Source organism: Streptomyces filamentosus, from assembly GCF_014654895.1.
GTDB lineage: Bacteria > Actinomycetota > Actinomycetes > Streptomycetales > Streptomycetaceae > Streptomyces > Streptomyces filamentosus.
In genome coordinates this window covers 1541320-1566648 of record NZ_BNBE01000001.1, presented here as the reverse complement: position 1 = coordinate 1566648, position 25329 = coordinate 1541320, and the positions used below count along the sequence as shown (strand labels likewise).

The following is a 25329-nucleotide window of genomic DNA, read 5'->3' as shown; positions in this document are numbered from 1 at the left end:
GTCCGACTGCCCGGTTCCCCGGCGATGGTGCCGCCCGTCAGGTGGCGTCGGCGCCGTTCTTCGGACGGCCGCCGTAGAAGACCCCGAGGTAGTACGAGTACGCGGTGGAGCGGCAGGCGCTCTTCCAGAAGTACGCGGGGCAGGTGTTGTAGTACAGCATGTTGTAGAACGCGACGTCGGTGGCGATGCCCTTGTTGCGGTCCAGGTAGTAGCGGTAGCCCTTGTAGCTGTTGCCGATGGTGCCGTAGCCGTAGTCGTGCGAGTCACAGGCGGTGCGGAAGTCCCAGCCGCCGGGCTTGTCGGCGGAGCTGGTGCAGTGGTCCTTGTAGACGCCCATCACCCAGGCGCCGGTCGGGGTCTTCTTCCAGCTCGGGTTGCGCCAGCCGTAGTGGGCGACCTTGGTCGCGCAGCCGCTGTACTGGTACCACATCCACGTCTCGGGACGGGAGCAGTAGCTCGGGTACGCCTGCGCGGAGGTGATCTCGCCGCCGGCGAAGTCCTCGGCCGGCGGGGCGACGCCCTCGCCCTGCGCCAGGCTGGGGGCGCCCTGGACGGCGCTGCCGGCGTCCGGGCGGATGCCGGTGGTCTCCACCGACTGCGGGGCGGCCGCGTCACCGGAGTAGGTGAGCTGCCAGGCCGCGCCGTCCTCGGCGGTGGCGGCGACGACGCGGTCCGTGGCGTCGTAGCTGTAGGTGTTGAGCTGGCCGCCGGACGCCGGGTCGACGACCTTGCGGAGCAGGCCGGAGCCGTCGTACGAGTAGCGGGCCAGGGTCGACACGGTCTGGCCGACGGTGACGGTGATGTCCTTGACCTGGCCGGCGACGTCGCCGAGGGTCTGGCCGGAGGCGGTGGTGGCGGTCGCGTAGTTGACCTTGACCGTCTGGGCGGGGACGTCGGCGCGGGCCGGATCCTTGACGGTGGAGACGCGGCCGACGCTGTCGTAGGCGACCGTCGTCTGCTTGTAGGCGCTGTTGCCGACGCCGGTGACCCGCCAGGTGTCGCCGCTGCCGCCGACCTGCTTCCAGGTGTAGGACGGCTTGAGGGAGGCGGCCGGGATCGGGTTGCCGGTGGCGTCCACCGGCACGTCGTCGTCGGCGGCGGCGGCCTGGGTGAGGTCGACGTTGAGCGTCTCGGTGATCGTCGTCTTCATGACGCCGGCGAGGTCGTCCCACTGCACGTTCTCCACCAGCGTGGAGCCGTCGGCCGCCTTGTAGGTGTTGATGCTGCCGCCGTTGGCGCCGGCCACCGACTCGGTGAAGGCGTAGCGGACCGACTCGGCGGTGTCGAGGTCGGTGGTGGTGATCGCGCCGGAGCCGGTGACCAGCTTGCGGTTCAGCTGGCCGCCGACGAACTCGGCCTCCCAGCTCGGGCCGAAGACGCCGAGGTCGGCGCGGGTGTTCGGGGCGTCCTGGGCCTGGGCGACGCCCGCCCCGCTGCCGTCCACCGTGTGGGTGCGGCTCATCAGGCCGTACACCACGTCGTTCTCGGAGATCTGGAAGGTGTCGTCGGCCGACTGGTACATGCCGGGGCCGATCAGCTGGGTCTCGCCGGTCTCCAGCGCGGGGGCCGGGAGCGGCACGTCCTCCGCGACGGCCGACTGCGGGAGCAGCAGGGCCAGCGACAGTGCCGCCACTGCGGGAAGCGCGATTCTGCGCACGTTCGGTTCCTTCGGGTCACCGGCGGCCCCGGGGCCGGCCTGGTGGCCCGCCCTGTCCCGCCTGTTCGATCCGGTCGTTCTCGGCCGGTGACGAGAAAATTAGGGAGCGGCCCCTTCGAACCGTTATGACTCCGCCATCGCCCGCGCCGATGCCCCTTCGATGGCGGCCGGTTGCCCGCGCGGTGACGCCCCGGCGGTCGCGGGAGCGGCGGTTTCGGCCCCGTGCGCACGTGATACGCGCCGCATCCGCGCCGAGGAGCCGGAACGATGCAGGTGAGGCGCCGGGAGCCGCGTATTCTCTGCTGCCGGGGCCAGCTGGGGGACACAGGAACGCGGAGGTACGGGTGGAGTTCCGGCTGCTCGGATCCGTCGCCGTCGTGACGGAGACGGGCGACGTGGCCCTCGGGCCCGCCAAGCGGACCAGCCTGCTGGCCGCGCTGCTGCTGCGTCCCAACACGGCGGTCAACGTGACCGGGCTGATGGACGCGCTGTGGGAGGACGAGCCGCCGACGCACGCCAAGACCGTGCTCCAGGGGCACGTCTCGCGGCTGCGGGCGCTGCTCGCCGAGCACGGCGCCGAGGCGTACGGCGTCGAGCTGACCACCCAGGGGTCGGCGTACCTGCTGCGGATGCCCGAATCGCTGGTCGACGCGCACCGCTTCGAGGAGCTGGTGGGCCTCGCCGCCACCCAGCGGCACGCCGCCGACAGCGTACGGATGCTGCGCGAGGCGCTGTCGTACTGGCAGGGGCCCGCGCTCACCGGCACCGTGCCCAGCGGCCCGCTGGAGGCCGCCGCCACCGCCCTGGAGGAGCTGCGGCTCTCCTCGGTGGAGGCGCTGGCGGAGGCGTACGGGAAGCTGGGCGAGCACGGCCGGGCCGCGGCCGTCCTGCGGACCGAGGCCGTCGCGCACCCGCTGCGCGAGTCCCTGGCCGCCGCGCTGATGACGGCCCTGGCCCGGGCCGGCCGCCGGTCGGACGCCCTCGACTGGTACCACCGCACCCGCCGGCTGCTCGCCGAGGAGCTGGGCGTGGACCCGGGCGGGGCGCTGAGCGAGACGTACGCCGCGCTGCTGCGCGACCAGGGCACCGCCGGGCCCGCGCCGGTGCCCGAGCCGGCGGCGCCGGCCGCGGCGCCCGAGGTCCTCGCCGTCCCCGAACTGCTGCCCAGGGCGCCGCGCGGCTTCACCGGCCGGGCCGCCGAGGCGGAGCTGCTGGACCGGGCGGCCGGCGGCGAGGGACCCGTCTGCCTGGTCACCGGCCCCGCCGGGGTCGGCAAGACGGCGTTCGCCGTGCACTGGGCGCACCGGCGCGCGGACGACTTCCCCGACGGGCGGCTCTTCGCCGACCTGCGCGGCTTCAGCGACACCCCGCCGCCCGAGGCCGGGGTCGTCCTGCGCGAGTTCCTGCTCGCGCTCGGCGTGCCGCAGCAGCGGGTGCCGGAGACGGCCGTGGGCCGCGGGGCGCTCTTCCGCAGCCTCACCGCGGGTCGCCGGATCCTCGTCGTCCTCGACAACGCCCGCTCCTCGGAGCAGGTCAGGCCGCTGCTGCCCGGCGGCGACCACTGCGTGACCGTGGTGACCAGCCGGGACCGGCTCGGCGGCCTGATCGCCTCCGACGCGGCCCGGCCGGTGCCGCTCGCCCAGCTCCCGAGGGCCGCCGCGACGGAACTCCTCGCCAGCGTGCTCGGCGGGGACCGGATCGCCGCCGAACCGGACGCCGCGGCCCGGCTCGCCGGACTCTGCGACGGACTGCCGCTCGCGCTGCGGGTGACGGCCGCCCGGCTCGCCGAACGGCCCGCCCGCTCCCTGGACTCGATGGTCGGCGAACTCGCCGACGAACAGGGCAGGCTGGCCCTCCTCGACGTGGAGGACGTCGGCGTCTCCGCCGCCCTGCGCCTCACCGTGCAGCAGCTGCCCGACTCCGCCGCCCGCGCCTTCCGCGCGCTCGGCCTGCACACCGGCTCCGACCTCGACCACTTCGCCGCCGCCGCGCTCACCGGCACCACTCCCGGGCGGGCCGCCGCCGACCTGGAACGGCTCGCCGCCGCCCACCTCCTCACCGAGGCCGTGCCCGGCCGCTGGACCCCGCACGACCTCGTACGCCTCTACGCCCGCGGCCTCGCCCGGCAGGCCGACCCCGAGGGGCTGCGCAGGCTCCTCGACCACTACCTGTACACGGGCCTCGCCGCCGACGCCGCCGCCGAACCCGGCTCGCAGCCCTGCTACGCGCTCCCCGCCGACGTGCGCCGGCCCGCCGCGGTCCCCGAGTTCGAGAGCCGTACGGCCGCGCTCGACTGGTACGTGGCCGAGCGCCCCGCCCTGGAGGGGGCCGTCGCGGCGGCCACCGCCCTCGGGCTGCCCGACCGGGCCTGGCGGCTCGCCCTCGTCGCCTGGCCGCTGATGCTCATGCGGCTCCAGGACGGCTGGACGCCGCTCCTGGAGGCCGGGCTCGCCGCCGCCGAGGCGGTCGGCGACCCCGACGCGGAGTCCCGCACGCGGGCGCTGCTCGGCTGGATCCTGCACCAGGAGGGGCGGCACGAGGAGGCGCTGGTCCACCTGGAGCGGGCGCCGGGCCTCGCCGCCCGGGCCGGCGATCCGATCAGCGAGGCCATCGCCGTCGTCAACCACGCGGCCGTCCTCGACGCCACCGGCGAGTGCGTCCGGGCCCGCGCGCTGATGGAGGAGGCCGTCACGCTCGCCGACCGCGTCGGGCACCCGTCCACGCAGGTGCTGGCCCTCCAGCACCTGGCCGCGCACTGCCTGGGCGCGGGGGAGTACGAGGAGGCCCTGGCGCACGTCCTTCGCGCCGGGGAACTCGTCGCCCCCGACGCCGTCGTCGTCCAGGCCCAGCTGCGGATCGTGCGGGGCGAGGCGCTGGCCGGCATCGGCCGCCTCGAAGAGGCCGCCCACCAGCTCGAACGGGCCGCCGCCGACTCCGAGGCGGCCGGTTTCACGGAGGGTACGGCGCGGGCCACGGAGCGCCTCGCGCGGCTCGCGGCGGGGCGTTAGCGATACGCAAGCGGGACGGCAGTGCCGGAGCGGAGTCTGAAGTCGGCAACAACCGACCGCTTCACGCTTCACGGGGGAAACACCGACATGCGTACGTCACACCGCACCACCAGGACCGCCCTCCTCGTCGCCGCCGTCGCCGCGGCCTCCCTGGGCCTGACGGCCTGCGGGGGCGACGACACCGGGGCGAAGGACGCCGGCAGCGCGAAGGCCCCGCAGCAGGCCGCCGCCCCGCAGAACACGGACACCACCCCGGCCGCGGGCGACGCCGCCACGGCGGGCGGCGCCACGGGCAGCGGCACGGGCGGCGGCACCGGCGGCTCGGACGCGACGCCGGCCGCCGACCAGGCCGCCGCGCAGGGCTCCGGCTCGGGTTCGGGCTCCGGCGCGGACGCGAGCTCGGGCTCCGGTTCCGGCTCCAAGGCCGGTGCCGGCTCCGGCGACTCGAAGGCCCCCGTCTGCGCCTACGGCGACGTGAAGATCACCGCGGCGAAGGCCGACGAGGTGCCCACCGAGCACATCGTCCTGACCGCCACCAACACCTCCGGCAGCGCCTGCCGCCTCCTCGGCCACCCGCTGATCGCCTTCGGCGAGATCCAGACGGCCAAGGACATCCCGCCGGTCGCCGCGAGCAAGCCGGCCGCCCCCGTGGTCCTGGAGCCGGGCGCGCCCGCGTACGCCAACGTGCGGATCTCCAACGGCGGCGTCCACGAGGACAACAAGGTCGTGAAGGAGTTCAACGTGAACCTCTTCGCCGCCGACGGCCCGGCCGAGGGCAGCGTCGTGGTCACCGCCCCGGCCGGCGGCATCGCCGTCGACGAGACGGTCGCGAAGACCGGCTACTGGACCCCCGAACTCCGCAACGGCGCCGACGAGTTCTGATCCGGAGCCGTGTGGGGCGGCAACGTGCGGCACGGCGTGAAGAGCGGGCCCGTCTCCCGGGGGATCGGGGACGGGCCCGTTCACCGTGAGGTCATGTGAAGCCCATGTGAATTCAAAGCCGGCGTAAAGGGGTCGGGGCGGGGGTCCCGGGCCGCCGTCCCGGACGGGCCGCCGCAGGTGGGGGCGGCGCGGGGGAGCCGCGGGCGCGGTCCCGGCGGCCGTACGGCTCCTCCTCCGGGCAACTGCCTGGTGTGCAGGTCCTCTTGTGGGATTCCTATGGATCGGCCAATCTTTCGGTCGACGGCAGGGCGGGCGGGAGCCGAGGGGTTCCGCGTCGGACCGCACGTGCTCTTGTCATGTACCTGTCGTGAGTGAAGGTCATTCGGGCTCCGCCCCACGGGAGCACCCCCACCAGGAGGACACCTCACATGTCTGCCATGCGCGCATCGCGCCGCCGCGTCTCCGCCGCCGCGGCCATAGCCGTCACGGCGCTCGCCCTCGGCTCGCTCTCCGCCCTCCCCGCCGCCGCCGCACCGGCCGCCCCGGAGGGCGTCATCGAGAACGCCGGGGCCGAAGGCACCATCCCGGGCAGCTACATCGTCACCCTCGACGACTCCGCCCGGGCCGGGACCGCCGAGGGCCGCGCCGTCCCCGGCAGGTTCGGCGCCAAGATCAAGCGCACGTACACCTCGGCGGTCAACGGCTACGCGATCGAGCTCTCCGAGGCGCAGGCGAAGAAGCTCGCCGCCGACCCCGCCGTGAAGTCCGTGGTCCAGAACCGGGTCTTCACCATCGACGGCACCCAGCCCTCCCCGCCGTCCTGGGGCCTCGACCGGATCGACCAGAAGGCCCTCCCGCTGAACCAGAGCTACACCTACCCGGACGGCGCGGGCCAGGGCGTCACCGCGTACATCATCGACACCGGCGTCCGCATCAGCCACAGCGACTTCGGCGGCCGCGCCTCCAACGGCTACGACGCCATCGACAACGACAACACCGCCCAGGACGGCCACGGCCACGGCACCCACGTCGCCGGCACGGTCGCGGGCACCTCCTACGGCGTCGCCAAGAAGGCGAAGATCGTCGGCGTCCGCGTCCTCGACAACAGCGGCTCCGGCACCACCGACCAGGTCGTGGCGGGCATCGACTGGGTGACGCGGAACGCCGTCAAGCCGGCCGTCGCCAACATGAGCCTCGGCGGCGGCGTCGACACCGTCCTCGACCAGGCCGTCCGCAACTCCATCGCGGCCGGCATCACCTACGCGGTCGCGGCCGGCAACGACAGCTCCAACGCCTCCAACTACTCCCCGGCGCGGGTCACCGAGGCGATCACGGTCGGCTCCACGACCAGCACCGACGCCCGCTCCAGCTTCTCCAACTACGGCAGCGTCCTGGACATCTTCGCCCCGGGCTCCTCCATCACCTCGTCCTGGAACAGCAGCGACACCGCCACCAACACCATCTCCGGCACCTCCATGGCCACCCCGCACGTGGCCGGCGCCGCCGCCGTCTGGCTCGGGAGCAACCCGACCGCCACCCCGGCCCAGGTCTCCACGGCCCTCACCACCGCCGCCACGCCGAACGTCGTCACCAGCCCCGGCACCGGCTCCCCGAACAGGCTGCTCCTCGTCGGCGGCGGCACCACCACCCCGCCCACCGGCCCGAAGTTCGAGAACACCGCCGACTTCGCCATCGCCGACAACGCGACCGTCGAGTCCCCGGTCACCGTCAGCGGCGTCACCGGCAGCGCCCCCGCCGCCCTCCAGGTCCCGGTGAACATCGTCCACACCTACATCGGCGACCTCCAGGTCCAGCTGATCGCCCCCGACGGCTCGGCGTACACGCTGAAGGCGTTCGGCACCGGCGGCAGCGCCGACAACATCAACACCACCTACACCGTGAACGCCTCCTCGGAGACCGCCAACGGCACCTGGAAGCTCCGCGTCACCGACAACGCCAGCGCCGACACCGGCAAGATCGACTCCTGGGCCCTCCAGTTCTGACCCGAGCCCGGTGAAAGGGGGCGGCCGCCGCACGGTGGCCGCCCCTCCGCCGTCTCACTCCCGGCCCGTGTCCCCGCCCGGCCCGGCACACTCCTCCGGCTCCTCGACCCAGCCCGCCGACAGCACCAGCCGCGAGGCGCGGTGCACGGCGAGGAAGCCGAAGGGCCGGTCCGGCCCGAAGGTCACCCGGCGGACCCGGTAGGGCTCGCGAGGCAGGCCGCCGCCCACCGCGAGCATCGTGAGGGACGCCGCCTCGAAGCCCTGCGCGTGGAAGCGGGCCACCGCTTCGTGCCGGGCGCCCTGCACCGCCAGCGGGGCGTCCCCGACGATCCCCGCCAGGGGGCGGGCGGCGGGGTCGGCCGCGGCGGACAGCCCGAACACCCCGGGCAGCGCGAGCAGCCCGTGCGTGCCCCGCACGTCGAACGCCACCGTCTCCACGTCCAGCTGCGGCTCGCGGTCCGTGCTCCGTACGGACTCCACCCGCAGGGCCGGCCCCGGCTCGCCCGGCGGCAGCAGCCCGCCCGGCACGACCCTCCGCGCACCCGAGAGCACCTCGACGCCCGCCGCCAGCACCGCGCTCCGCCCCGCGCCCTCCGCGCCCGCCAGCAGGTGCACGTCCACCCCGTCCGCCCCGAGCACCTTCAGCACGGTCAGCGGTCCCGCACCGGTCTCCGCCACCCCCACCCGGTCGAGCAGCGCGGTCCGCCGGAACAGCCCGGCGAGCTCCCGCCCCGCCCAGGGCCCCGCCCCGGTCGTGAGCGGCATCTCCCTGAAGGGCCGGATCCACCGGGTCCGCAGCCCCTGCGCCACGGCGAGGAGGAGCAGGGTGTCGGGCAGGACCTCCACCGGCATCCCGTCGATCAGGCCGTTCGTGTGCCGGGCCGCCCAGGCGTCGAAGCCACGGGCGTCCGCTTCCGGGTCCGCCCCGAACCGGCCGAGCGAGCCGTCCGGGATCCCGGCCCGCCACTCCGGCCGCAGCTCCAGCTCCCTCCGCGTCCACACGCCGAGCGCGGCCTTTGAACCCCGGATCGCCCGCAGCGCCGCGAGCAGCCCGCGCCCGGCCCCCGCCGCCTCGTCGGCGCGCACGCCCAGCGCCTCCGCGAGTTCGTCCCGGGCCCGCCCCGTCGCCCCGTCCGCCAGGAAGGCGAGGAGGGGCCAGACGCCGGCGGCGGAGAAGACGGTGTTTCCCGGAGCCGGGGGGAGCGCGGCGGCCCACCGGACGGCGAGCCGGTTCACCGCCCGGACGGTCGCGGCCGGGACCGAAGGGGTCCGGGTGGTCCTCGTGCCTCCGGCCGGGTCCGTGCCCCGCATGACCGCCCCCTTCACCGGACCGCGTACGATGCGCGCCCGATCGTCTGTTCGTCCCCCTGCCCCGACAGGAGCACCGTACCCGTGGAGCCGACGCCCTCGTCCGGGCCGTCCCAGCCGACCCCGCAGCCCCCGTCCCCGCCGGCCGGGCCCGCCGCGCACCCGTCCTCCGGTCCGTACGCGGCCCCGGGTCCGTACACCTCGCCGGGGATGCCCTACGCGGGGGTGCCGGGGCCCTACGGGCCCTACGGGGCGCCGCGGCCCGGGACCAACGGGCTCGCCATCGGGTCCCTCGTCAGCGGCATCGTCTGCTGCCTGCCGCCGCTGGGGCTGGTCCTGGGGCTCTTCGCGCTGCCGCAGATCAAGAAGCGGCAGCAGGGCGGCAAGGGGCTCGCGATCGCCGGCATCGTGCTCTCCTCGGTCAGCACGCTGCTGGTCCTCACAGGACTGATCACCGGTCAGTTCCAGGAAGCGGTGCGGGGGTTCAGGGACGGCATGCGGGAAGCCGCCTCCGCGCGGCCGCCGATGGAGCTGCGGACCGGCGAGTGCTTCCTCGACGACACCGAGGAGGGCGGTTACACCACCGGCGTGCGGGTCGTCGACTGCGAGAAGTCCCACGACGGCGAGGTCACCGGCCGCTTCGAGGTCACCGGCTTCGACCGCTGGCCCGGCGAGGAGGAGCTCAAGCGGCTCGGCGAGGACCGCTGCGACACCATGGCGACCTCCTACGCGCTGGACACCTGGTCGCTGGGGTCCGGCTCCTGGAGCCTGTACTACTTCCCGGACCGCCAGTCGTGGCGCGGGGGCGACCACCACATCGTCTGCGCCCTCGGCGGCGAGGACCCCACCGAGGGTTCGCTGCGCTCCGACCGGACCACCCTCACCCCCGGCCAGCTGGCCTTCCTCACCCTGGTGAACCCCATCGAGGACGCCGCCCACGAGGAGCCGGAGGACGACCCGGAGGACGCCCTGGAGGACAACCGCGCCTGGGCCGCCGACGTGCGCACCGCGATCGACGCGGCGCGCACCGGGCTGCGCGCCCGGACCTGGGAGGCGTCCGCCCGCAAGCAGGTGGAGGCGTACGCGGCCTCCCTCGACGTGGCGTCGAAGCAGTGGGCGAAGCTGGCCGCCGCCTCCGACGCGGACGCCTTCTGGGCCGAGTACGACCCCGCCTGGGAGCTCCTGGACGAGGGCGCCGGCGTCCGCGGCGCCCTGGGCCTCACCAGCAAGCCCCCGGTGCCCGAGGGCGAGCACGGCGCGGCCTGACCGGGCCGCCCGGCGAGGGACACGGGAACGGGGCCGGGTCTCCGCGCGAGAGACCCGGCCCCGTGGGGTGCGGACCGGCACCCGGCGGGAACGGCGGCCCGTGACCAGCCGCCGTTCCCGCCCGCGGCGCGCCGTGGGGCGGCGTCCGGTCCGCGGCCCCGGGAGCGCCCGGCGGGGCGGCTCCCGGGGAGCGGGGGGTCAGCGGCGGGTGAGGCCGCGGTCGATGGCGCCGATCAGCTCGCCGTCGGCGGTGTCGCCGTCCAGCGACCAGACCATCGCGCCGGCGAGGCCGTGGGTGCGGACCCAGTTCGCCTTGGTGCTCAGCACGGTCGGGTCGTCGTAGGTCCACAGGGTGGTGCCGTCGAAGAGCCAGGCGTGGCCGTTCCGCGGCCCGCGGTGGAGCGTGTACGTCCCCGACTCCGCGAGCTTCTTGAGGTTCTTGTAGTCCTCGGAGCCGGGCGCCCAGGTCGCGGGGGCGGGGCCCGCGGCGGGCCGGCCGAGGCCGTCGCCGCCGCCGGTCACGCCGGTCCAGCCCTGGCCGTAGAACGGCATGCCGACCACGAGCTTGTGGGCCGGGGCGCCGCGCCGCAGCCAGGACCTGACGGTCCCCTCGACGCTCCAGTCGTTCTTGGCGAAGAGCGCGGACTGCTGGGCGGTGGTCTTCTCGCCGGAGACGTGGAAGTCGTAGCCCTGGAGGTTCACGAAGTCGAAGTCCCGCATGATCTTGGCGACTTCGAAGCCCGCGTCGATCTTGGCGGGGGCGGTGGGCACGTACGCGCTCAGCTCGTAGTGCTTCCGCTTCGGCAGCGAGCGGCCGTACGCGTCGAGCTGGGTGCGGAACTCCCGTACCAGCGCGGTGAAGTTGACCTTGTCCTCGGGCCGGATGACGTTGCCCTCGTTGCCCTCGGAGCCGGGCCACTCCCAGTCGAGGTCGATGCCGTCGAAGAGCCCGGCGGCCGCGCCGGCGCCGCCCCGGGCGCCGTCCTGGGGCAGGTTGCCCTTGACGTAGAGGTCGATGCAGGAGGAGACCAGGGCCTTGCGGGAGGCGGGGGTGCGCACGGCGTCGGAGAAGTACGCCGAACCGCTCCAGCCGCCCAGCGAGATCATGACCTTGAGGTCCGGGTGCTTCGCCTTCAGCTCGCGCAGCTGGTTGAAGTTGCCGGCCAGCGGCTGTTCGGCGGTGTCGGCGGTGCCGTCCACGGAGTTCGCCGCGTCGACCGGGCGGACGTAGTCGGCCCAGGGGTCGGAGCCCGGGACGGGGCCGATGACGCACTTGCCGGCCTTGTCGACGATGCCGAAGGCGTAGTTGATGTGGCTGAGCTTGGCCGCGGTGCCGCTCGTCTCCAGGTCCTTGACCTGGAAGTTCCTTCCGTAGATGCCCCATTGGGTGAAGTAGCCGACCCGCTTGAGGGCGTGCCCGGCGGCGGGCGGACGGTGGTCGGGGCGCGGATGGGCGTCGGCGGCCGGGGCCAGGGTGGCGAGGAGGCCGAGGGCGGCCGCGGCGGCGGTGACGAGGACCGGCTTGGTCAGGGCTCTGGGACGCATGGGCTCGTTCCTGTGCGAGGCGGGATGGAGCGTGCGAGGGCGGTGCGCAGGCAGGAAGGTATTGGTCCAGACCAATGCGGGTCAAGGGGTCGTGCGATGCCGGCTGTCTTCATCACTTCGGGTGAAACTCTGGCCCATGCTTGCGGATGGCGACAATCGGTTGTCACGCTGTAGCTGTCCGTCAACCTGAGGGGAGTGTCCAGTGACGTTCGGTGAGCAGCCCGCCTATCTGCGTGTGGCGAGCGATCTGCGGGAGAAGATCGCGAACGGCTCGCTCCCTCCGCATACCCGTCTCCCCTCGCAGGCACGCATCCGCGAGGAATACGGCGTCTCGGACACCGTCGCCCTGGAGGCCCGCAAGGTGCTCATGGCCGAGGGGCTCGTCGAGGGCCGCTCGGGCTCGGGCACGTACGTGCGGGAGCGGCCGGTGCCCCGCCGCGTCGCCCGCTCCGGCTACCGCCCGGTCTCCGGCGCCACCCCCTTCCGCCAGGAACAGGCCGCCGAGGGCGCGCGCGGCACCTGGGACGCGCACAGCGAGCAGGAGGAGGCGGGCGAGGAGATCGCCGCCCGGCTGGGCATCGAGCCCGGCGACCGCGTGATGCGCACCCGGTACGTCTACCGGGACGGCGGCGAGGCCATGATGGTCGCCACCTCCTGGGAGCCGCTCGCCGTCACCGGCCGCACCCCCGTGATGCTGCCCGAGGAGGGCCCGCTCGGCGGCTGCGGCGTGGTCGAGCGGATGGCCGCCATCGACGTCGTCGTGGACAACGTGGTGGAGGAGGTCGGCGCCCGCCCCGGCCTCGCGGAGGAACTGCTCGTCCTCGGCGGCGTGCCCGGCCACGTGGTCATGGCCGTCGAGCGCACCTTCTACGCCTCGGGCCTGGCCGTGGAGACCGCCGACATCGTCGTCCCCGCCGACCGCTACCGCCTCTCGTACCACCTCCCGGTCCGCTGACCGGAGAGGGCCGTCCGGCACCCGTGACCAGGAGTTAACGGGGCGTCAGGCGGTGTTACCGCCCGGCAACGCCGGACGGCGAAGCCCCGTCACGAGCGGCTCCTACCTTCCTGCCCCGTACCCGCGACCAGGCCGGACGACAGGAGCCCCCATGGCGGAGACCGTCACCACCCCCACCTCGGACCCCGAGGTCCCGAGGCCGCCGGCCCAGGACCCGCCGGACCGGGACCCGTCGGCGGGGGGCGCGCCGCCCGCCGGCCGCCCCCGCCGCAGCTACGCGAAGCTCGCCGCGGACGAGAGCCGCGAGGACTACTCGCTGCGCTACGCCCCGCACTCCTTCCGGCGCTGGTCGCCCGGCACCGTCGCGGGCACCGCCCTCGGCGGCATCGCCTACCTCGCCGACTTCGCCATCGGCGCCTCGATCGTCTTCGCCTACGGCTTCACCAGCGGATTCGCCTCGATCCTCACCGCCGCCACGATCATCTTCCTCACCGGCATCCCCATCGCCCGCGCCTGCGCGAAGTACGGCCTGGACATGGACCTCATCACCCGGGGCGCCGGCTTCGGCTACTTCGGCTCCACCCTCACCTCGCTCATCTACGCCTCCTTCACCTTCATCTTCTTCGCGCTCGAAGGCTCGATCATGGCCCAGGCCATGCACCAGGCCGTCGGCCTCCCGGTCGAGCTCGGCTACCTCGTCACCACCCTCATCGTCATCCCGATCGTCTTCCGCGGGATGGGCGCGCTCGCCAAGGTGCAGGCGTGGACCCAGCCCGTATGGATCGTCGGCGTGGTCCTGCCGTTCCTGGTCCTCGCCTTCGAGGCGCCGGACGCCTGGGGCGCCTTCGCCTCCTTCGGCGGCACCGAGGGCGCCGGCTCCGGCTTCGACTGGATCGGCTTCGGGCTCGGCACCGGCGTGGCGCTCTCCCTCATCGCCCAGATCGGCGAGCAGGCCGACTACCTGCGCTTCATGCCGGCGAAGACCGAGGCGAACCGGCGCCGCTGGAACCTGGCCGTGCTCGCCGCGGGCCCCGGCTGGGTGATCATCGGCGCGGCCAAGCAGCTCGGCGGCGCCTTCCTCGCCTTCGTCGCCCTGGAGGCGGTCGGCAAGACCCACGCCCTGGAGCCGATCGCCCCACAGATCGAGGCGCTGAAGCCCTGGCTCGGCGGCCTCGCGCTGCCCGCCGCCGCCCTCTTCGTGATCGTCTCCCAGATCAAGATCAACGTCACCAACGCCTACAGCGGCTCGCTGTCCTGGTCGAACTTCTTCTCCCGCATGACCCACCGGCACCCCGGCCGGGTCTGGTACATCTTCCTCAACCTCGCCATCGCGCTGACGCTGATGGAGATGAACATGTTCGCCGCGCTGGGCAAGCTGCTCGGCTTCTACTCCAACGTCGGCATCGCCTGGATCACCGCCGTCGCCGCCGACCTCGTCATCAACAAGCGGGCCGGCTGGTCCCCGCCGTACATCGAGTTCAAGCGGGCCTACCTGTACGCGGTGAACCCGGCCGGCTTCGGCGCCATGGTCGTCGCCTCCACCGTCTCGATCCTCGCCTTCTTCGGCCTCTTCGGCGCCTACGCCGAGGCGTTCTCCACCTTCATCGCCGCCGGACTCGCCCTGGTGCTGTGCCCGCTGATCGCCTGGGCCACGAAGGGCCGCTACTACCTCGCCCGCCCCAACACCGTGAACGGTCCCGGCGCCGCGCCCGCCGACGAGCGGGCCACCCACACCTGCGCCGAGTGCGAGACGGCCTACGAACTCCCCGACATCGCCGACTGCCCCGTCCGCTCCGGCCCCGTCTGCTCGCTGTGCTGCTCGCTCGACGCCGACTGCGGCGACGCCTGCCGCAAGGACCCCGCCCGCGCGGCCGGACCCGTCCTCCTGCCGGTGCCGACCGTCCCCGGGGCGGTGCCCGGCATGTGACCTTCGGCCTCCTTCCGTCGGTTCCCGGCCGATCCGTATCTGTTGGTGAAAACCCGTATCCGCTGTGTGAAGGTCAGGCGTAGGCTCGGGCATATGCGGATTGCGGTTTCCCGGAGATCTCAGGTGAGGCCCGGCCCGGCGGAAGGAGAAGCCTGATGACCGACAGCGGCGCCGTCCAACCGTGGCTCGTGATACGGCAGGACGACAACGGCAACCGCTACCGGGTGGGCCGGTACGCGACCCAGGCCGAGGCGCAGCGGATCGCGGACACGCTCGACGCCCGCGGCCACAAGCAGCTCTACTGGGTCGAGCGCGTCGCGACCACCCCCTGACGGGGGCCGCGGCGGGACCGGGGCCCGACCGACCCCGGCTACCCTCGCGGGCATGACCGACAGCACCACCCCTCACGGCACCGCCCACCACGGCGCCGGACCCGGCCACGGCACCGGACCCGACCACGGGACCGGTGCCGTGGTCGTCGTCGCGGCCGCCCTCCTCGACCGGGGCCGGCTGCTCGCGGCCCGCCGCAGCGCCCCCGCCGACCTCGCCGGCCGCTGGGAGCTCCCCGGCGGCAAGGTCGAGCCCGGCGAGCGCCCCGAGGACGCCCTCGTCCGCGAACTGCGCGAGGAGCTCGGCGTCGAGGCCGAGCCCGGCGAGCGGATCCCCGGCGAATGGCCCCTCAAGCCCGGTTACGTCCTGCGGGTGTGGAGCGCCCGGCTGCTCTCCGGCGACCCCCTCCCGCTGGAGGACCACGACGAGCTGCGCTGGCTCGCCCCCGGCGAACTGGACGCCGTGGACTGGCTCGACCAGGACCGCCCCGCGGTCGCGGAGGCGGCGCGCAGGCTCTTCGGTGCGCCCTTCGGCGGAGCGCTCGGCTGACTTCCTACGCCGTCCGTGCCACCGTGCGCCCGCACCGCCCCCCTGGAGGGATATTTCGTACCGAATTACGGGTATGTCCCCTTTGGTCCCTCGGGAGAGGGCAATCCTCTTCCTGCTGAGCCACGGTTGGGGAAGTGATCGCGCGTGATCGACACCGACGGCGACCGCGCCGAGTGGAACTTCCCGGCGGAGGCCGACGCCGTGCGCACCGCCCGGCACGCCGTCCGCGAGACGCTCCGCTCCTGGAAGGTCGACCCGGCCGTCGGTGACATGGCCGTCCTGCTGGTCAGCGAGCTGGTCACCAACTCCCTGCGGTACGCCTCGGGGCCCATCGGGGTGCGGATCCTACGGGCCGAGGGCGGCGCCACCGACCCGCCCCGGCACTCGGCGCTCCTCGTGGAGGTCTCCGATCCGCTTCCGGATCCCCCCACCGAGCGGCCCGCCGGCCCCGACGACGAGGGCGGCCGCGGGCTGAGCCTGGTGGCCTGTTCCGCACGCCGCTGGGGGACCCGGCAGGGCAGCACGGGAAAAACCGTATGGTTCGAGCTGGCTCTCCCTGGTGAGTAAAGAGAGTGGGACGACGATCACCGGAGCGGGTACCGAGCCGACCGAGACCACCCTGTGATCGTGGACGTCGTGCCGCCGGGGCCCGCCGTGCTGAATACTGCGGGCATGGCCGGTCCGGTGCGGTGAGCTGGAGGGGACGGTCGCGTGAGCGAGATATCCGAGACGACGAGCGGCGTCGTGTGGCAGAGCAGCCCGCCCGGCTCGCTCTACGACCACATCCGGGTCGCCTCCTTCTCCCTCGGGCCCGACGGGCGCGTCGACCAGTGGAGCAACCGCGCCGCGGACCTCTTCGGGATCCCCGCCCGGCACATCAGGGGGAGGGACCCCGTCGAGGCGTTCATGCCCCCCGAGCTGCGCGATCACGGCCACCGGCGGGTCAAGGAGGTCCTCGACGGACGCGAGTGGACCGGCCTCGTCCCGTTCCGCATCCCCGCCGCCCCCGGCTCCCCGGGACAGGGCGGGGCCCACGGCCTCGCCGAGCTGTACGTGATGCCGAGCGAGACCGGCACCGGCGAGCGGGCCGCGCTCTGTCTGGTCGTCGACGTCCGGGCGCTGCGGCGGATCGAGACCGACCTCGCCGCCTCCCAGGCGATTTTCGGCCAATCCCCCTTCGGTTTCCTCCTCTTCGGCACCGACCTCACCGTCAAGCGCGCCAACCAGCGCTTCGCCGCCGTCTTCGGCGGCGCCGCCGACGACCACCACGGCCGCCGCGTCCACGACTACCTCGCCAAGCCCGAGGCCGACCGGATGACCGAGGCCCTGCGCCGCGTCCTGGAGACCGGCGAACCCGTCACCGACCTCCTCATCACCGGCGCCGCCCCCGGCGCCCGGGTCCGCCGCCACTGGTCCGTCAACCTCTACCGGGTGCACAGCGGCTCCGGCCGCCCGATCGGCGTCGCGGGACTCGGCGTCGACGTCACCCGCCGGCAGAGCGCGGCCCGCGAGGCCGCCAGCGCCCGCCGCAACCTCGCCCTCCTCAACGAGGCCGGAGCCCGGATAGGGAACTCCCTCGACCTGGAGGCCACCGCCCGCGAACTCCTCGACGTCGCCGTCCCCGGCTTCTGCGACCTCGCCTCCGTCGACCTCTACCAGTCCCTCCTCACCGGCGACGAGGCCCCGCCCGGCCGCTGGGGCAGCTCCCACGACGTCGGCTACGGCGCGGGCAGCGCCGAACTGCGCCGGGTCGCCTTCGCCAGCGCCGTCTCCGACACCCCGCTCAGGACCGACGAGGGCCACGGACCGGCCGGCGACGGCGGCGGACCCGTCCCCATCGAGGTCGGCGCCGTCCACCGCTACCCCTTCCACTCGCCCGGCGCCGGAGCCCTGCGCACCGGCCGGGTCCGGACCGTGCCCGGCGGCGAGGGCGACCTCGTCCACTCCACCCTCGCCGTCCCGATGACCGCCCACGACACCGTCGTCGGCCTCGTGCAGTTCTCCCGCGCCAAGGGCAGCGAGCCCTTCGGCGACCGCGACCGGGCCCTCGCCGTCGAACTCGCCGCCCGCGCCGCCGTCTGCATCGACAACGCCCGCCTCTACCGGCGCGAGCACGAGCGGGCCCTCATCCTCCAGCGCAGCCTCCTCCCGCCCGGCGACCCCGAGGCCGCCGGACTCGACATCGCCTGCCGCTACCTCCCCGGCACCGACGCCACCGAGGTCGGCGGCGACTGGTTCGACGTCATCGAACTCCCCGGCCACCGCACCGCCCTCGTCATCGGCGACGTCATGGGCCGCGGCCTGCGCGCCGCCGTCGCCATGGGCGAACTCCGCACCGCCGTCCGCACCCTCGCCCAGCTCGACCTCGAACCCGCCGAGGTCCTCTCCCACCTCGACGAGATCGCCCGCGGCCTCGGCGCCCCCATCGGAGCCCAGCAGTCCCGCGCGAACAAGAACCGCGGCCCCGAACTCGCCGAGGTCTACCTCGCCACCTGCGTCTACGCCGTCTACGACCCGGTCACCCGGCGCTGCGCCTTCGCCAGCGCCGGCCACCTCCCGCCCGTCCTCGTGGAGCCCGGCCAGGAGGCCGTGCTCCTCGACGTGCCGCCCGGCATGCCGCTGGGCGTCGGCGGCGAACCCTTCGAGGAGGTCGAGGTCGAACTCCCGGAGGGCTCCCTCCTCGCCCTCTACACCGACGGCCTGGTCGAATCCCGCGACCACCCCCTCGAAGAGGGCCTCAGCGCCTTCCGGCGGGCCCTCGCCGACCGGGCCCGCCCCCTGGAGGAGGTCTGCGACCGGGTCCTCGGCACCCTCGACACCGGCCACGGCGAGGACGACATCGCCCTCCTGATGGCCCGCATCCAGGGCCTGCCCGCCGAGGCCGTGGGGGACTGGCTGCTGCCCCGGGAGCCCCGCTCGGTCGGCCGGGCCCGGGAGCTCGCCCGCGCCCAGCTCACGGCCTGGGACCTCGGAGCGCTCGTCGACACCGTCGAACTCCTCGTCAGCGAACTCGTCACCAACGCCCTCCGCTACGGCGAGGGGGAGATACGGCTCCGGCTGCTGCGCGACCGCACCCTCGTCTGCGAGGTCTGGGACGCCGGCCTGGTCCAGCCGCGCAGGCGCCGGGCCAAGGACACCGACGAGGGCGGCCGCGGCCTCCAGCTCGTCGGACTGCTCTCCGCGTCCTGGGGCGCGCGCCGCACCCCGCGCGGCAAGACCGTCTGGTTCGAACTCCCCCTGCCCGACGGCGGGCCCACGGCGGAACCCACCGTGGACCAGCTCCTCAGCATGTTCTGAACCGGGACCGTCAGGCCGCCTTGAGCGCGGCCAGCCGGGCCGCGATCTCGTCCTCGTCGCCGAGCGCGTCCAGCTGCTCGAACTGGGCGTCCAGCGAGGACGCGGCCAGTTCCTGCTTGCCCAGCGCCCGCGCCTCCTCCCGGCGCACCTTGTCCTCGAAGCGGCTCAGCTCGCTCGTCGGGTCGAGCACGTCGACGTTCTTCACCGCGTCCATCATAGTGTTCTGCGCCTGCGCCGACTTCGCGCGGGCGACCAGCTCGTCCCGCTTGGCCCGCAGCTCGCCCAGCTTCGCCCTCATCCGGTCGAGGCCCGAGGTCAGCTTCCGCACGACCTCCGTCTGCGCGGCGATGGCCGGCTCGGCGGTCCGCGCCTCCTTCTCCGACTGGAGCTGCCGGCCGAGCGCCACCTTGGCGAGGTTGTCGAAGCGGTCCGCCTCCTCCGTCCGCCCGCCGCCCCGCAGCTCGTCCGCCTTCCGGCTGGCGGCGAGGGCCTTGCCGCCCCACTCGGCCGCCGCCGCCACGTCCTCCGCGTGGTCCTGCTCCATCAGCCGCAGGTTGCCGATGGTCGTGGCCACCGCCTCCTCCGCCTCCGCGATGTTCGCCGAGTAGTCGCGGATCAGCTGGTCCAGCATCTTCTGCGGATCCTCCGCCTGGTCCAGCAGGGCGTGGATGTTCGCCTTCGCCAGCTGGGTCACCCGGCCGAGGACGGTCTGCTTGCTCATCGCTGCTCCTTGAAGGGTCGTACGAGGTGGGACCGCGCGGACGCGGAACTCAGAAGCGGCCTCCGCCGCCCCGCCGGCCGCGCGTGCCGCCGCCGCCGAAGCTGCCGGGGCCGCCGCCGGAGCCCCCGCCCCCGAAACCGCCCCCGTGCCCGCCCCCTCCGCCGCGCCCCCCGCCGAACAGTCCGCCGAGGATGATGCCGCCGAGCACGGCCCCGCCGAGCCCGCCGCCACCGCTTCCCCCCACCCCCGTCACCCCGCCCAGGCCGTTCGGGTTCCCGTACCGGCGCACGTCCTGCTCCGCGAGCTCCTGTGCGCGCCGTGCGAGCCCGTCGGCCCGCCGGGCCTCCTCCAGCGCCGCCTGCGGATCGCCGGCCTCCAGCGCCCGCGCCTTCTCCAGCCGCCGCCGCGCCTCCGCGAGCCGGGTCCTGGCCTCGCTGCCCACCGCGCCCCGGTGCGTCCCCACGTAGTCCGTGGCCGCGCCCAGCTCCGCACGGGCCGTCAGCAGCGCCTGCTCCAGGAGCCCGCGGGCCCGCCGGTCGCCCGACTCGCGCTCCCGCGCCCCCGCCAGGTCGCCGTCGAGCGCCGCGTCCGCCTCCTCGATCCGGCGCAGCGCGTCCAGCGGGTCGTACCGCCCGGCCTCCACCGCCCGCCGCACCTCCGCCGCGACCGCCTCCGCGCGGGCGATCCGGCCGCGCAGCCCGGCCGTCGACACGCCCCGGGCGGTCCCGTCGAGGAGCCCGCGGGCCTCGGCCAGATCGGCGTCGGTCTCGGCGAGCGCGCCCGGCAGCCGGCCGGCCGCCTCGGCGAGCTCCCGCGCCCGCCGGTCCACCGCCTCGACCAGCCGGGCCGCCTGGTCGACCGCGCCCTCGGCGGCCCGCACGTGGACGGCCGCGGAGCCGCTGTCGCCGTCGCCGACCGCCTGCCGGGCCGCGCCGACGCGGGCGGTGGCGAAGACCAGCCGGTCCTTGGCCTGCTCGACGTCACCGGCGACCGGGGCGACGGCGGACTCGGCGTACCGCTCGCGCATCGTCGCGAGCGCCGCCTCGGCTCCGCCGACCCGCCCGGTCTGCTCGCGGAAGGCCGCCTCGACCGCGGCCAGCGCCTCGGGCGCGGTCCGCTCCAGGGCCCGCAGCCGGTCGAAGTCCGCGGCCTCCGCGTCCAGCCGGGCGTTCGCCTCCGCGCAGCGGCGCAGGATCTCCTCCAGCATCGAGCGCCGGGTGGCCTCGTCCTCGGGGAGGGAGTCGTCGAGCTTCTGCCGCAGCCGGAAGGAGGCGGTCAGCTGCTCCTCGGCGAAGTCCACCGCCTCCTCGAAGGGCCGGGCGGCCTCCTCGCCGAACTGGGCGGTGGCGAAGCCCAGTTCCTCCCGGCTGGTGCGGACGGCGTCGTCGGTGGCGACCAGCGCCCGCCGGGCCTCGCCGTCCAGTTCCTCCGGGGAGGGCGGCGCGGGCCGCCCCCAGCCCTGCCCGCCGGGCGTGGTGCGGGTCGCGGCCCGCCGGCGCCGGCGGGTGTAGGCGTACGCCGCCACCGCTCCGGCGCCGCCGACGAGCGCGACCGGGAGGACCAGGTCCGTCGCGGAGGAGCCGCCGGAGCCGCCCGGGTCGACGGGGCCGGGGGTGACGGCCGGGGCGGGGACGGGCCGGCCGGAGAGGACGGCGGCGTAGCCGTCCGCCGCGCCGATCGCGGCGCCCGCCCAGTCGCTCTGCCGCAGCGCGGGCTCGATCGCGGTCCTGGCCACCTCGTCGAGCTGCTCCTGGGAGAGGCGCGCGCCGGGATCGGCGGAGTAGCCGTACCGCCGGTCGTGGGTGGCGACGGCGAGCAGCACGTCGTCCCGGCCGAGCCCGTTCCGTTCGGCGGTCGCGTCCGCCCAGTCCTGGCCGGAGCGGCCCGAGAAGTCCCGCACGTAGACCACGAAGAGCTGGGTGCGCTGCTCCTCGTAGAGCCGGTCGAGGGCCTCGGCGACCTCGGGCCGCCGGTCGCGCAGGGCGCCCACCCGGTCCAGGATCTGCCCCTCGGAGGGGAGGACGACGGGGTCGTCGGCGCGGACGCCGGCCGCGGCGGGCACGACCAGCCACCACGCCGCCACCAGCACCGCGAGCAGGACTCGGGTGGCTGTTCGGGTCACAAAAAGGAGGTTATGTACTGCTCTGTGCCCCCGCGACCGGGCGGGCGCCGCGGAAACCGACCGGCGGGCCCGGGCGTCTCCACCAGAACTGATCTCGACTGGGACGCAGGGGGCTGGTGTGGCCGGACGACTGGGAAGGGCCTGGCGCAAGGGGCGCTGGTGGGTCCTGGGGCTGGTGCTGCTGCTCGTCGTGCCGCCGCTCCTCGGCGCGCTCGCCCTGCGGGTCAGCTACGCCGGAGACCTCCGCGACGACGCCCGCACCCGGGGCAGGGACGCGTACTGGATCGGGCACGCGTGGGTCGACGGCAGGAAGAAGGACGCCGACCTGAAGGCCCTCGCCGAGCGGCTGCGGGGCACCGGCGTCAAGGACCTGTACGTGCACGCGGGCCCGCTCGAACACGACGGGACCCTGCCCGCCGCCCGTCATCCGCGCGCGCGGTGGCTGGTCGACGGCGTCCGCCGCGAACTGCCCGGCGTCCGGGTCCAGGCGTGGCTCGGCGACGTCCTCGCGAACGACGGCCCGACCGGACTGCGGCTCTCCGACGCCGCCTCCCGCGCGGCCGTCACGGCCTCCGCCCGCCAGGTCCTCGACGCGGGCTTCGCCGGCGTCCACTTCGACCTGGAGCCCCTCCGGTCCGGCGACGCGGACTACCTGACGCTCCTGGACGACCTGGGGCGGCTCACCCGCTCCCGCATGGCGCTGCTCTCCGTCGCCGCCCACCAGATCGACCCGCTGCCGGGCGCCCACTCGGTGCTCCGCCTCGTCTCGGACCAGGGCAAGTGGTGGTCGCAGGAGTACTTCGGCGAGGTGGCCCGCCGCGTCGACCAGATCGCCGTGATGTCGTACGACACCTGGATGCCGCTGGAGAGTTCGTACGGCGGCTACGTCGCCCAGCAGACCGCGCTCGCCCTGGAGGTCACCCCGGAGGGCACCGACCTCCTCATGGGGCTGCCCTTCTTCCACGAGGACGACCTCGGCCACCACGAGAGCGCCGAGACCGTCGCCGCCGGCGTCCGGGGCGTCCGCCTGGGCCTCGGCCGCACCGACCCGGGCCGCGAGCGCTTCGGCGTCGCCCTCTACGTGGACTTCGCGGAGGAGCCGGGGGACTGGGCCGCCTACCGCGCGGGCTGGGCCCGCTCCGGCTGACCCGGGCGGGCCGTTGGGCCGCCCGGGTGGGTTTGCCCGGCCCGTCGCCGTGTCGGCGGCGGGCGGCTCCGGCGGGTGCCGTTCAGTGGGATGAGCAAGCGATGTGATCATCTCCAAATGGCATAAAACCGGACGAAGGGGTAAAAGTCATGTCCCAGGTCGGCGCCCCCCGGGGCAGGACATGGTCCGGTCCGTCCGGGAGCCCCCGCTCCCGGACCCTCCGCTCCGTGGCCACCCTCACCAGCGCGGTCCTCGCCGTCACCGTCCTCGCGGGGTGCAGCTCCGGCGACGGCGACGACGCCGCCCCCGCCGCCGCCCAGGACAACGCGCCCACCGCGCGCGGCCTCGTCGGCGACGGCGGCACCCTGCGGTGGGCGGTGGACTCCCTCCCCACCACCCTCAACGCCTTCCAGGCCGACGCCGACGCGGCCACCGGCCGGGTCACGGGCGCCGTCCTGCCCGCGCTGTACACCCTGGACGAGCGCGGGCGTCCCCGGCTCAACCCCGACTACCTGGAGAGCGCCGAGGTCGTCGGGACCGAGCCCCGCCAGGTCGTCCTCTACAAGCTCAACCAGCAGGCCGTGTGGAGCGACGGCCGCGAGATCGGCGCCGCCGACTTCGTCGCCCAGTGGCGGGCCCTCAGCGGCCGCGACACCGCCTACTGGACGGCCAGGAACGCCGGCTACGAGCGGATCGAGAAGATCGAGAAGGGCCGGAACGACCTGGAGGTGCGGGTCACCTTCGCCAAGCCCTACGCCGACTGGCGCTCCCTCTTCACCCCCCTCTACCCGAAGGAGGTGATGGGCTCCCCGAACGCCTTCAACGACGGTGCGCGCACCACGCTCAAGTCCACCGCAGGACCGTTCCTGCTGGGGAAGACGGACCGGAAGGACGGCAGCCTCACCCTCGTCCGCAACCCCCGCTGGTGGGGCAGCCCCGCCAAGCTCGACAGCCTCGTCCTGCGCGCCGTCCCCCGCACCGACCGGGAGGCCGCCCTCGCCGCCGGCACGCTCGACCTGGCCGAGGTCGACCGCGCCACCGCCGACCGGATCGCCCTCGCCCTCAAGGACGCCGGCGCCGGCCGCGCCGGGGCCCAGGCCGCCCGGCTGCACGGCCCCGGCTCCGCCGTCACCCCCGGCAAGGCCCTCAAGTCCTGGGCGCTCGCCCACGGCGAGGACGAGGAGCTCGCCGCCGAGGTCCGCGCCGCCCGCGCCGAGAACAAGGCCGCCGCCGCCCGCTACGCCCGGGCCCAGGACACCCTCTCCGGCTACGTCGTCCGCAAGTCGCTCGAACCCGCCTACACCCAGCTCTCCCTCAACGGCGAGTCCGGCCCGCTCGCCGACGAACGGGTCCGGCGCGCGGTCGCCCGCGCCATCGACCGCAGGGAACTCGCCGAATCCGTCCTGAAGCCGCTCGGCCTGCCCGCCGAGCCCCCCGGCAGCCACCTCGCCCTGGCCGGCCAGGCCGCCTACGCCGACAGCAGCGACGCCCTCGGCGGCCAGGACACCAAGGAGGCCCGCGCCCTCCTCGCCGACGCCGGCTGGGTCCCGGGCGGCGCCCAGCAGAAGCCCGCCGGCACCGGAGCGGGCGCCGAGCGGGCGGAGAAGAAGGAGACCGACGCCAAGAAGAAGGAGACCGACGCCAAGAAGAAGGCCGAGGGCGCCGAGGACACCGCCTCCGACGACGGCCTCTACATCGTCGGCGACGACAAGCCCGGCGAGCTCCGGGCCGCCCCCCGGATCGGCCCCGGCGGCCCCGAGAGCGGCACCCGCGTCCTCGCCCCGGCCCCCGCCGCCGCCCGCGAGAGCGCCGCCCTCCTCGCCCGCGCCGAGGCCCTCGACACCGGCGCCCGCGCCGCGGCCGGGCCCGGCAACGCCAAGCCGGACAAGGGCGTCGCCGGGGCCTACGCCCCGATGGGCAGCGCCGCCCCGGCCGCCGTCCCCGCCGCCTCCCAGGCCCTCGGCAAGGACGGCAAGCCCCTCAGCCTCCGCTTCGTCCTGCCCTCGGGCCCCGGCTCGGAGACGCTGCGGGCGGTCGGCGACCGGATCGTCCGGATGCTCGACGCGGTCGGCATCCGCACCGAGGTCACCAAGGTCTCCGACGAGAGCTTCTTCAAGGACCACGTGGCCTCCGGCGACTACGACCTGGCCCTCTACTCCTGGCCCGCCTCGGCCTTCCCCGCCACCGACGCCCGGCCGATCTTCGCCAAGCCCGAGCCCGCCTCCGACGGCTCCCTGCTGGTCGAGCAGAACTACTCGCGCGTCGGCACGGACCGCATCGACCAGCTCTTCGACCAGGCGGCCGGCACCCTCGACGAGGAGGAGGCGGGCGATCTGATCCGGCAGGCCGACGCCCGCATCTGGGCCGCCGCCGGCTCCCTCCCGCTCTACCAGCGCCCCCAGCTGGTCGCGGCCCGGAAGGACGTGGTCAACGCCGGGGCCTGGGGCTTCGCCGCCCCCCGGTACCAGGACATCGGTTTCAAGAAGAGCGAAACGACCAAGGGTAGCGGTTCGAACCGCTGAAACCACAGGTCACAACCTCAGAACCAGCTCAAGTTCCTTGCCCGCCGGTGACCCCGGCGGGCAGGATCGCGTCGGCCCCTTGACCCGGTC

At 74.7% G+C, this 25329-nt stretch carries 17 protein-coding genes; 12 read left to right on the top strand and 5 right to left on the bottom strand.

Features of this window, described 5'->3' with window-relative positions; translation table 11 throughout:
• Positions 1 to 37: 37 nt before the first annotated feature.
• Complete coding sequence (locus IE326_RS06745) at positions 38 to 1657, bottom strand: phospholipase A2 (RefSeq protein WP_229915223.1); 1620 nt, start codon at positions 1655 to 1657, stop codon at positions 38 to 40.
• A 344-nt stretch (positions 1658 to 2001) separates the two neighbouring features.
• On the opposite strand from IE326_RS06745, the gene IE326_RS06740 reads away from it, so the two are divergent.
• The 3 genes from IE326_RS06740 to IE326_RS06730 all read left to right on the top strand — a co-directional run bounded on the left by IE326_RS06740 (position 2002) and on the right by IE326_RS06730 (position 7550).
• Positions 2002 to 4665: an AfsR/SARP family transcriptional regulator gene (locus IE326_RS06740; protein ID WP_190041054.1), complete on the top strand. Its 2664-nt coding sequence runs from the start codon at positions 2002 to 2004 to the stop codon at positions 4663 to 4665.
• Positions 4666 to 4752: 87 nt separating this feature from the next.
• Positions 4753 to 5547, top strand: coding sequence for a DUF4232 domain-containing protein (locus tag IE326_RS06735; protein ID WP_190041053.1), 795 nt, complete (start codon positions 4753 to 4755; stop codon positions 5545 to 5547).
• 428 nt (positions 5548 to 5975) lie between these two features.
• Positions 5976 to 7550, top strand: a complete 1575-nt coding sequence (locus IE326_RS06730) for a S8 family peptidase (protein ID WP_150231336.1) — start codon at positions 5976 to 5978, stop codon at positions 7548 to 7550.
• A 54-nt stretch (positions 7551 to 7604) separates the two neighbouring features.
• Here the strand turns inward: IE326_RS06730 and IE326_RS06725 are convergent, their stop codons facing one another.
• A complete protein-coding gene (locus tag IE326_RS06725) occupies positions 7605 to 8861 on the bottom strand; it encodes a serpin family protein (protein ID WP_190041052.1) in 1257 nt (418 codons plus the stop codon).
• Between the two features lie 81 nt (positions 8862 to 8942).
• On the opposite strand from IE326_RS06725, the gene IE326_RS06720 reads away from it, so the two are divergent.
• On the top strand, positions 8943 to 10124 hold the full coding sequence (locus tag IE326_RS06720) for a DUF4190 domain-containing protein (RefSeq protein ID WP_190041051.1): 1182 nt from the start codon (positions 8943 to 8945) through the stop codon (positions 10122 to 10124).
• Between the two features lie 198 nt (positions 10125 to 10322).
• Here the strand turns inward: IE326_RS06720 and IE326_RS06715 are convergent, their stop codons facing one another.
• Entirely contained in the window at positions 10323 to 11669 is a 1347-nt protein-coding gene (locus tag IE326_RS06715) for a glycoside hydrolase family 18 protein (protein WP_190041050.1), read from the bottom strand.
• Between the two features lie 202 nt (positions 11670 to 11871).
• Here IE326_RS06715 and IE326_RS06710 point away from each other — a divergent pair, with 202 nt between their 5' ends.
• The 6 genes from IE326_RS06710 to IE326_RS06685 all read left to right on the top strand — a co-directional run bounded on the left by IE326_RS06710 (position 11872) and on the right by IE326_RS06685 (position 18727).
• A complete protein-coding gene (locus IE326_RS06710) occupies positions 11872 to 12624 on the top strand; it encodes a GntR family transcriptional regulator (RefSeq protein WP_190041049.1) in 753 nt (250 codons plus the stop codon).
• A gap of 151 nt (positions 12625 to 12775) precedes the next feature.
• Positions 12776 to 14551, top strand: coding sequence for a purine-cytosine permease family protein (locus IE326_RS06705; RefSeq protein WP_190041048.1), 1776 nt, complete (start codon positions 12776 to 12778; stop codon positions 14549 to 14551).
• Positions 14552 to 14706: 155 nt separating this feature from the next.
• A complete protein-coding gene (locus IE326_RS06700; protein WP_150231347.1) occupies positions 14707 to 14883 on the top strand; it encodes an SPOR domain-containing protein in 177 nt (58 codons plus the stop codon).
• Between the two features lie 52 nt (positions 14884 to 14935).
• Positions 14936 to 15430, top strand: coding sequence for a (deoxy)nucleoside triphosphate pyrophosphohydrolase (locus IE326_RS06695; protein ID WP_190041047.1), 495 nt, complete (start codon positions 14936 to 14938; stop codon positions 15428 to 15430).
• A gap of 144 nt (positions 15431 to 15574) precedes the next feature.
• Positions 15575 to 15997, top strand: a complete 423-nt coding sequence (locus tag IE326_RS06690) for an ATP-binding protein (RefSeq protein ID WP_150231351.1) — start codon at positions 15575 to 15577, stop codon at positions 15995 to 15997.
• Between the two features lie 144 nt (positions 15998 to 16141).
• Positions 16142 to 18727 (top strand): SpoIIE family protein phosphatase, encoded by a 2586-nt coding sequence (locus tag IE326_RS06685; protein WP_190041046.1) that lies wholly within the window; start codon positions 16142 to 16144, stop codon positions 18725 to 18727.
• A 10-nt stretch (positions 18728 to 18737) separates the two neighbouring features.
• On the opposite strand, the gene IE326_RS06680 is transcribed toward IE326_RS06685, so the two are convergent.
• Both IE326_RS06680 and IE326_RS06675 read right to left on the bottom strand, forming a co-directional pair.
• Positions 18738 to 19448, bottom strand: coding sequence for a PspA/IM30 family protein (locus tag IE326_RS06680; protein WP_150231356.1), 711 nt, complete (start codon positions 19446 to 19448; stop codon positions 18738 to 18740).
• 49 nt (positions 19449 to 19497) lie between these two features.
• The gene (locus tag IE326_RS06675) at positions 19498 to 21570 is read right to left on the bottom strand and encodes a TPM domain-containing protein (protein ID WP_190041045.1); all 2073 of its coding nucleotides are present in this window, start codon (positions 21568 to 21570) and stop codon (positions 19498 to 19500) included.
• 88 nt (positions 21571 to 21658) lie between these two features.
• Here IE326_RS06675 and IE326_RS06670 point away from each other — a divergent pair, with 88 nt between their 5' ends.
• On the top strand, positions 21659 to 22717 hold the full coding sequence (locus IE326_RS06670; protein WP_373310224.1) for a glycoside hydrolase family 18 protein: 1059 nt from the start codon (positions 21659 to 21661) through the stop codon (positions 22715 to 22717).
• Between the two features lie 149 nt (positions 22718 to 22866).
• Positions 22867 to 25239, top strand: coding sequence for an ABC transporter family substrate-binding protein (locus IE326_RS06665; RefSeq protein WP_190041044.1), 2373 nt, complete (start codon positions 22867 to 22869; stop codon positions 25237 to 25239).
• Positions 25240 to 25329 lie beyond the last annotated feature (90 nt).

What these genes read in the sequence shown, in the direction of transcription:
- IE326_RS06735 (WP_190041053.1), top strand. Translation starts at nt 4,753, where the DNA reads ATGCGTACGTCACACCGCACCACCAGGACCGCCCTCCTCGTCGCCGCC.
- IE326_RS06730 (WP_150231336.1), top strand. Translation starts at nt 5,976, where the DNA reads ATGTCTGCCATGCGCGCATCGCGCCGCCGCGTCTCCGCCGCCGCGGCC.
- IE326_RS06725 (WP_190041052.1), bottom strand. Translation starts at nt 8,861, where the DNA reads ATGCGGGGCACGGACCCGGCCGGAGGCACGAGGACCACCCGGACCCCT.
- IE326_RS06715 (WP_190041050.1), bottom strand. Translation starts at nt 11,669, where the DNA reads ATGCGTCCCAGAGCCCTGACCAAGCCGGTCCTCGTCACCGCCGCCGCG.
- IE326_RS06705 (WP_190041048.1), top strand. Translation starts at nt 12,776, where the DNA reads ATGGCGGAGACCGTCACCACCCCCACCTCGGACCCCGAGGTCCCGAGG.
- IE326_RS06700 (WP_150231347.1), top strand. Translation starts at nt 14,707, where the DNA reads ATGACCGACAGCGGCGCCGTCCAACCGTGGCTCGTGATACGGCAGGAC.
- IE326_RS06695 (WP_190041047.1), top strand. Translation starts at nt 14,936, where the DNA reads ATGACCGACAGCACCACCCCTCACGGCACCGCCCACCACGGCGCCGGA.
- IE326_RS06680 (WP_150231356.1), bottom strand. Translation starts at nt 19,448, where the DNA reads ATGAGCAAGCAGACCGTCCTCGGCCGGGTGACCCAGCTGGCGAAGGCG.
- IE326_RS06665 (WP_190041044.1), top strand. Translation starts at nt 22,867, where the DNA reads ATGTCCCAGGTCGGCGCCCCCCGGGGCAGGACATGGTCCGGTCCGTCC.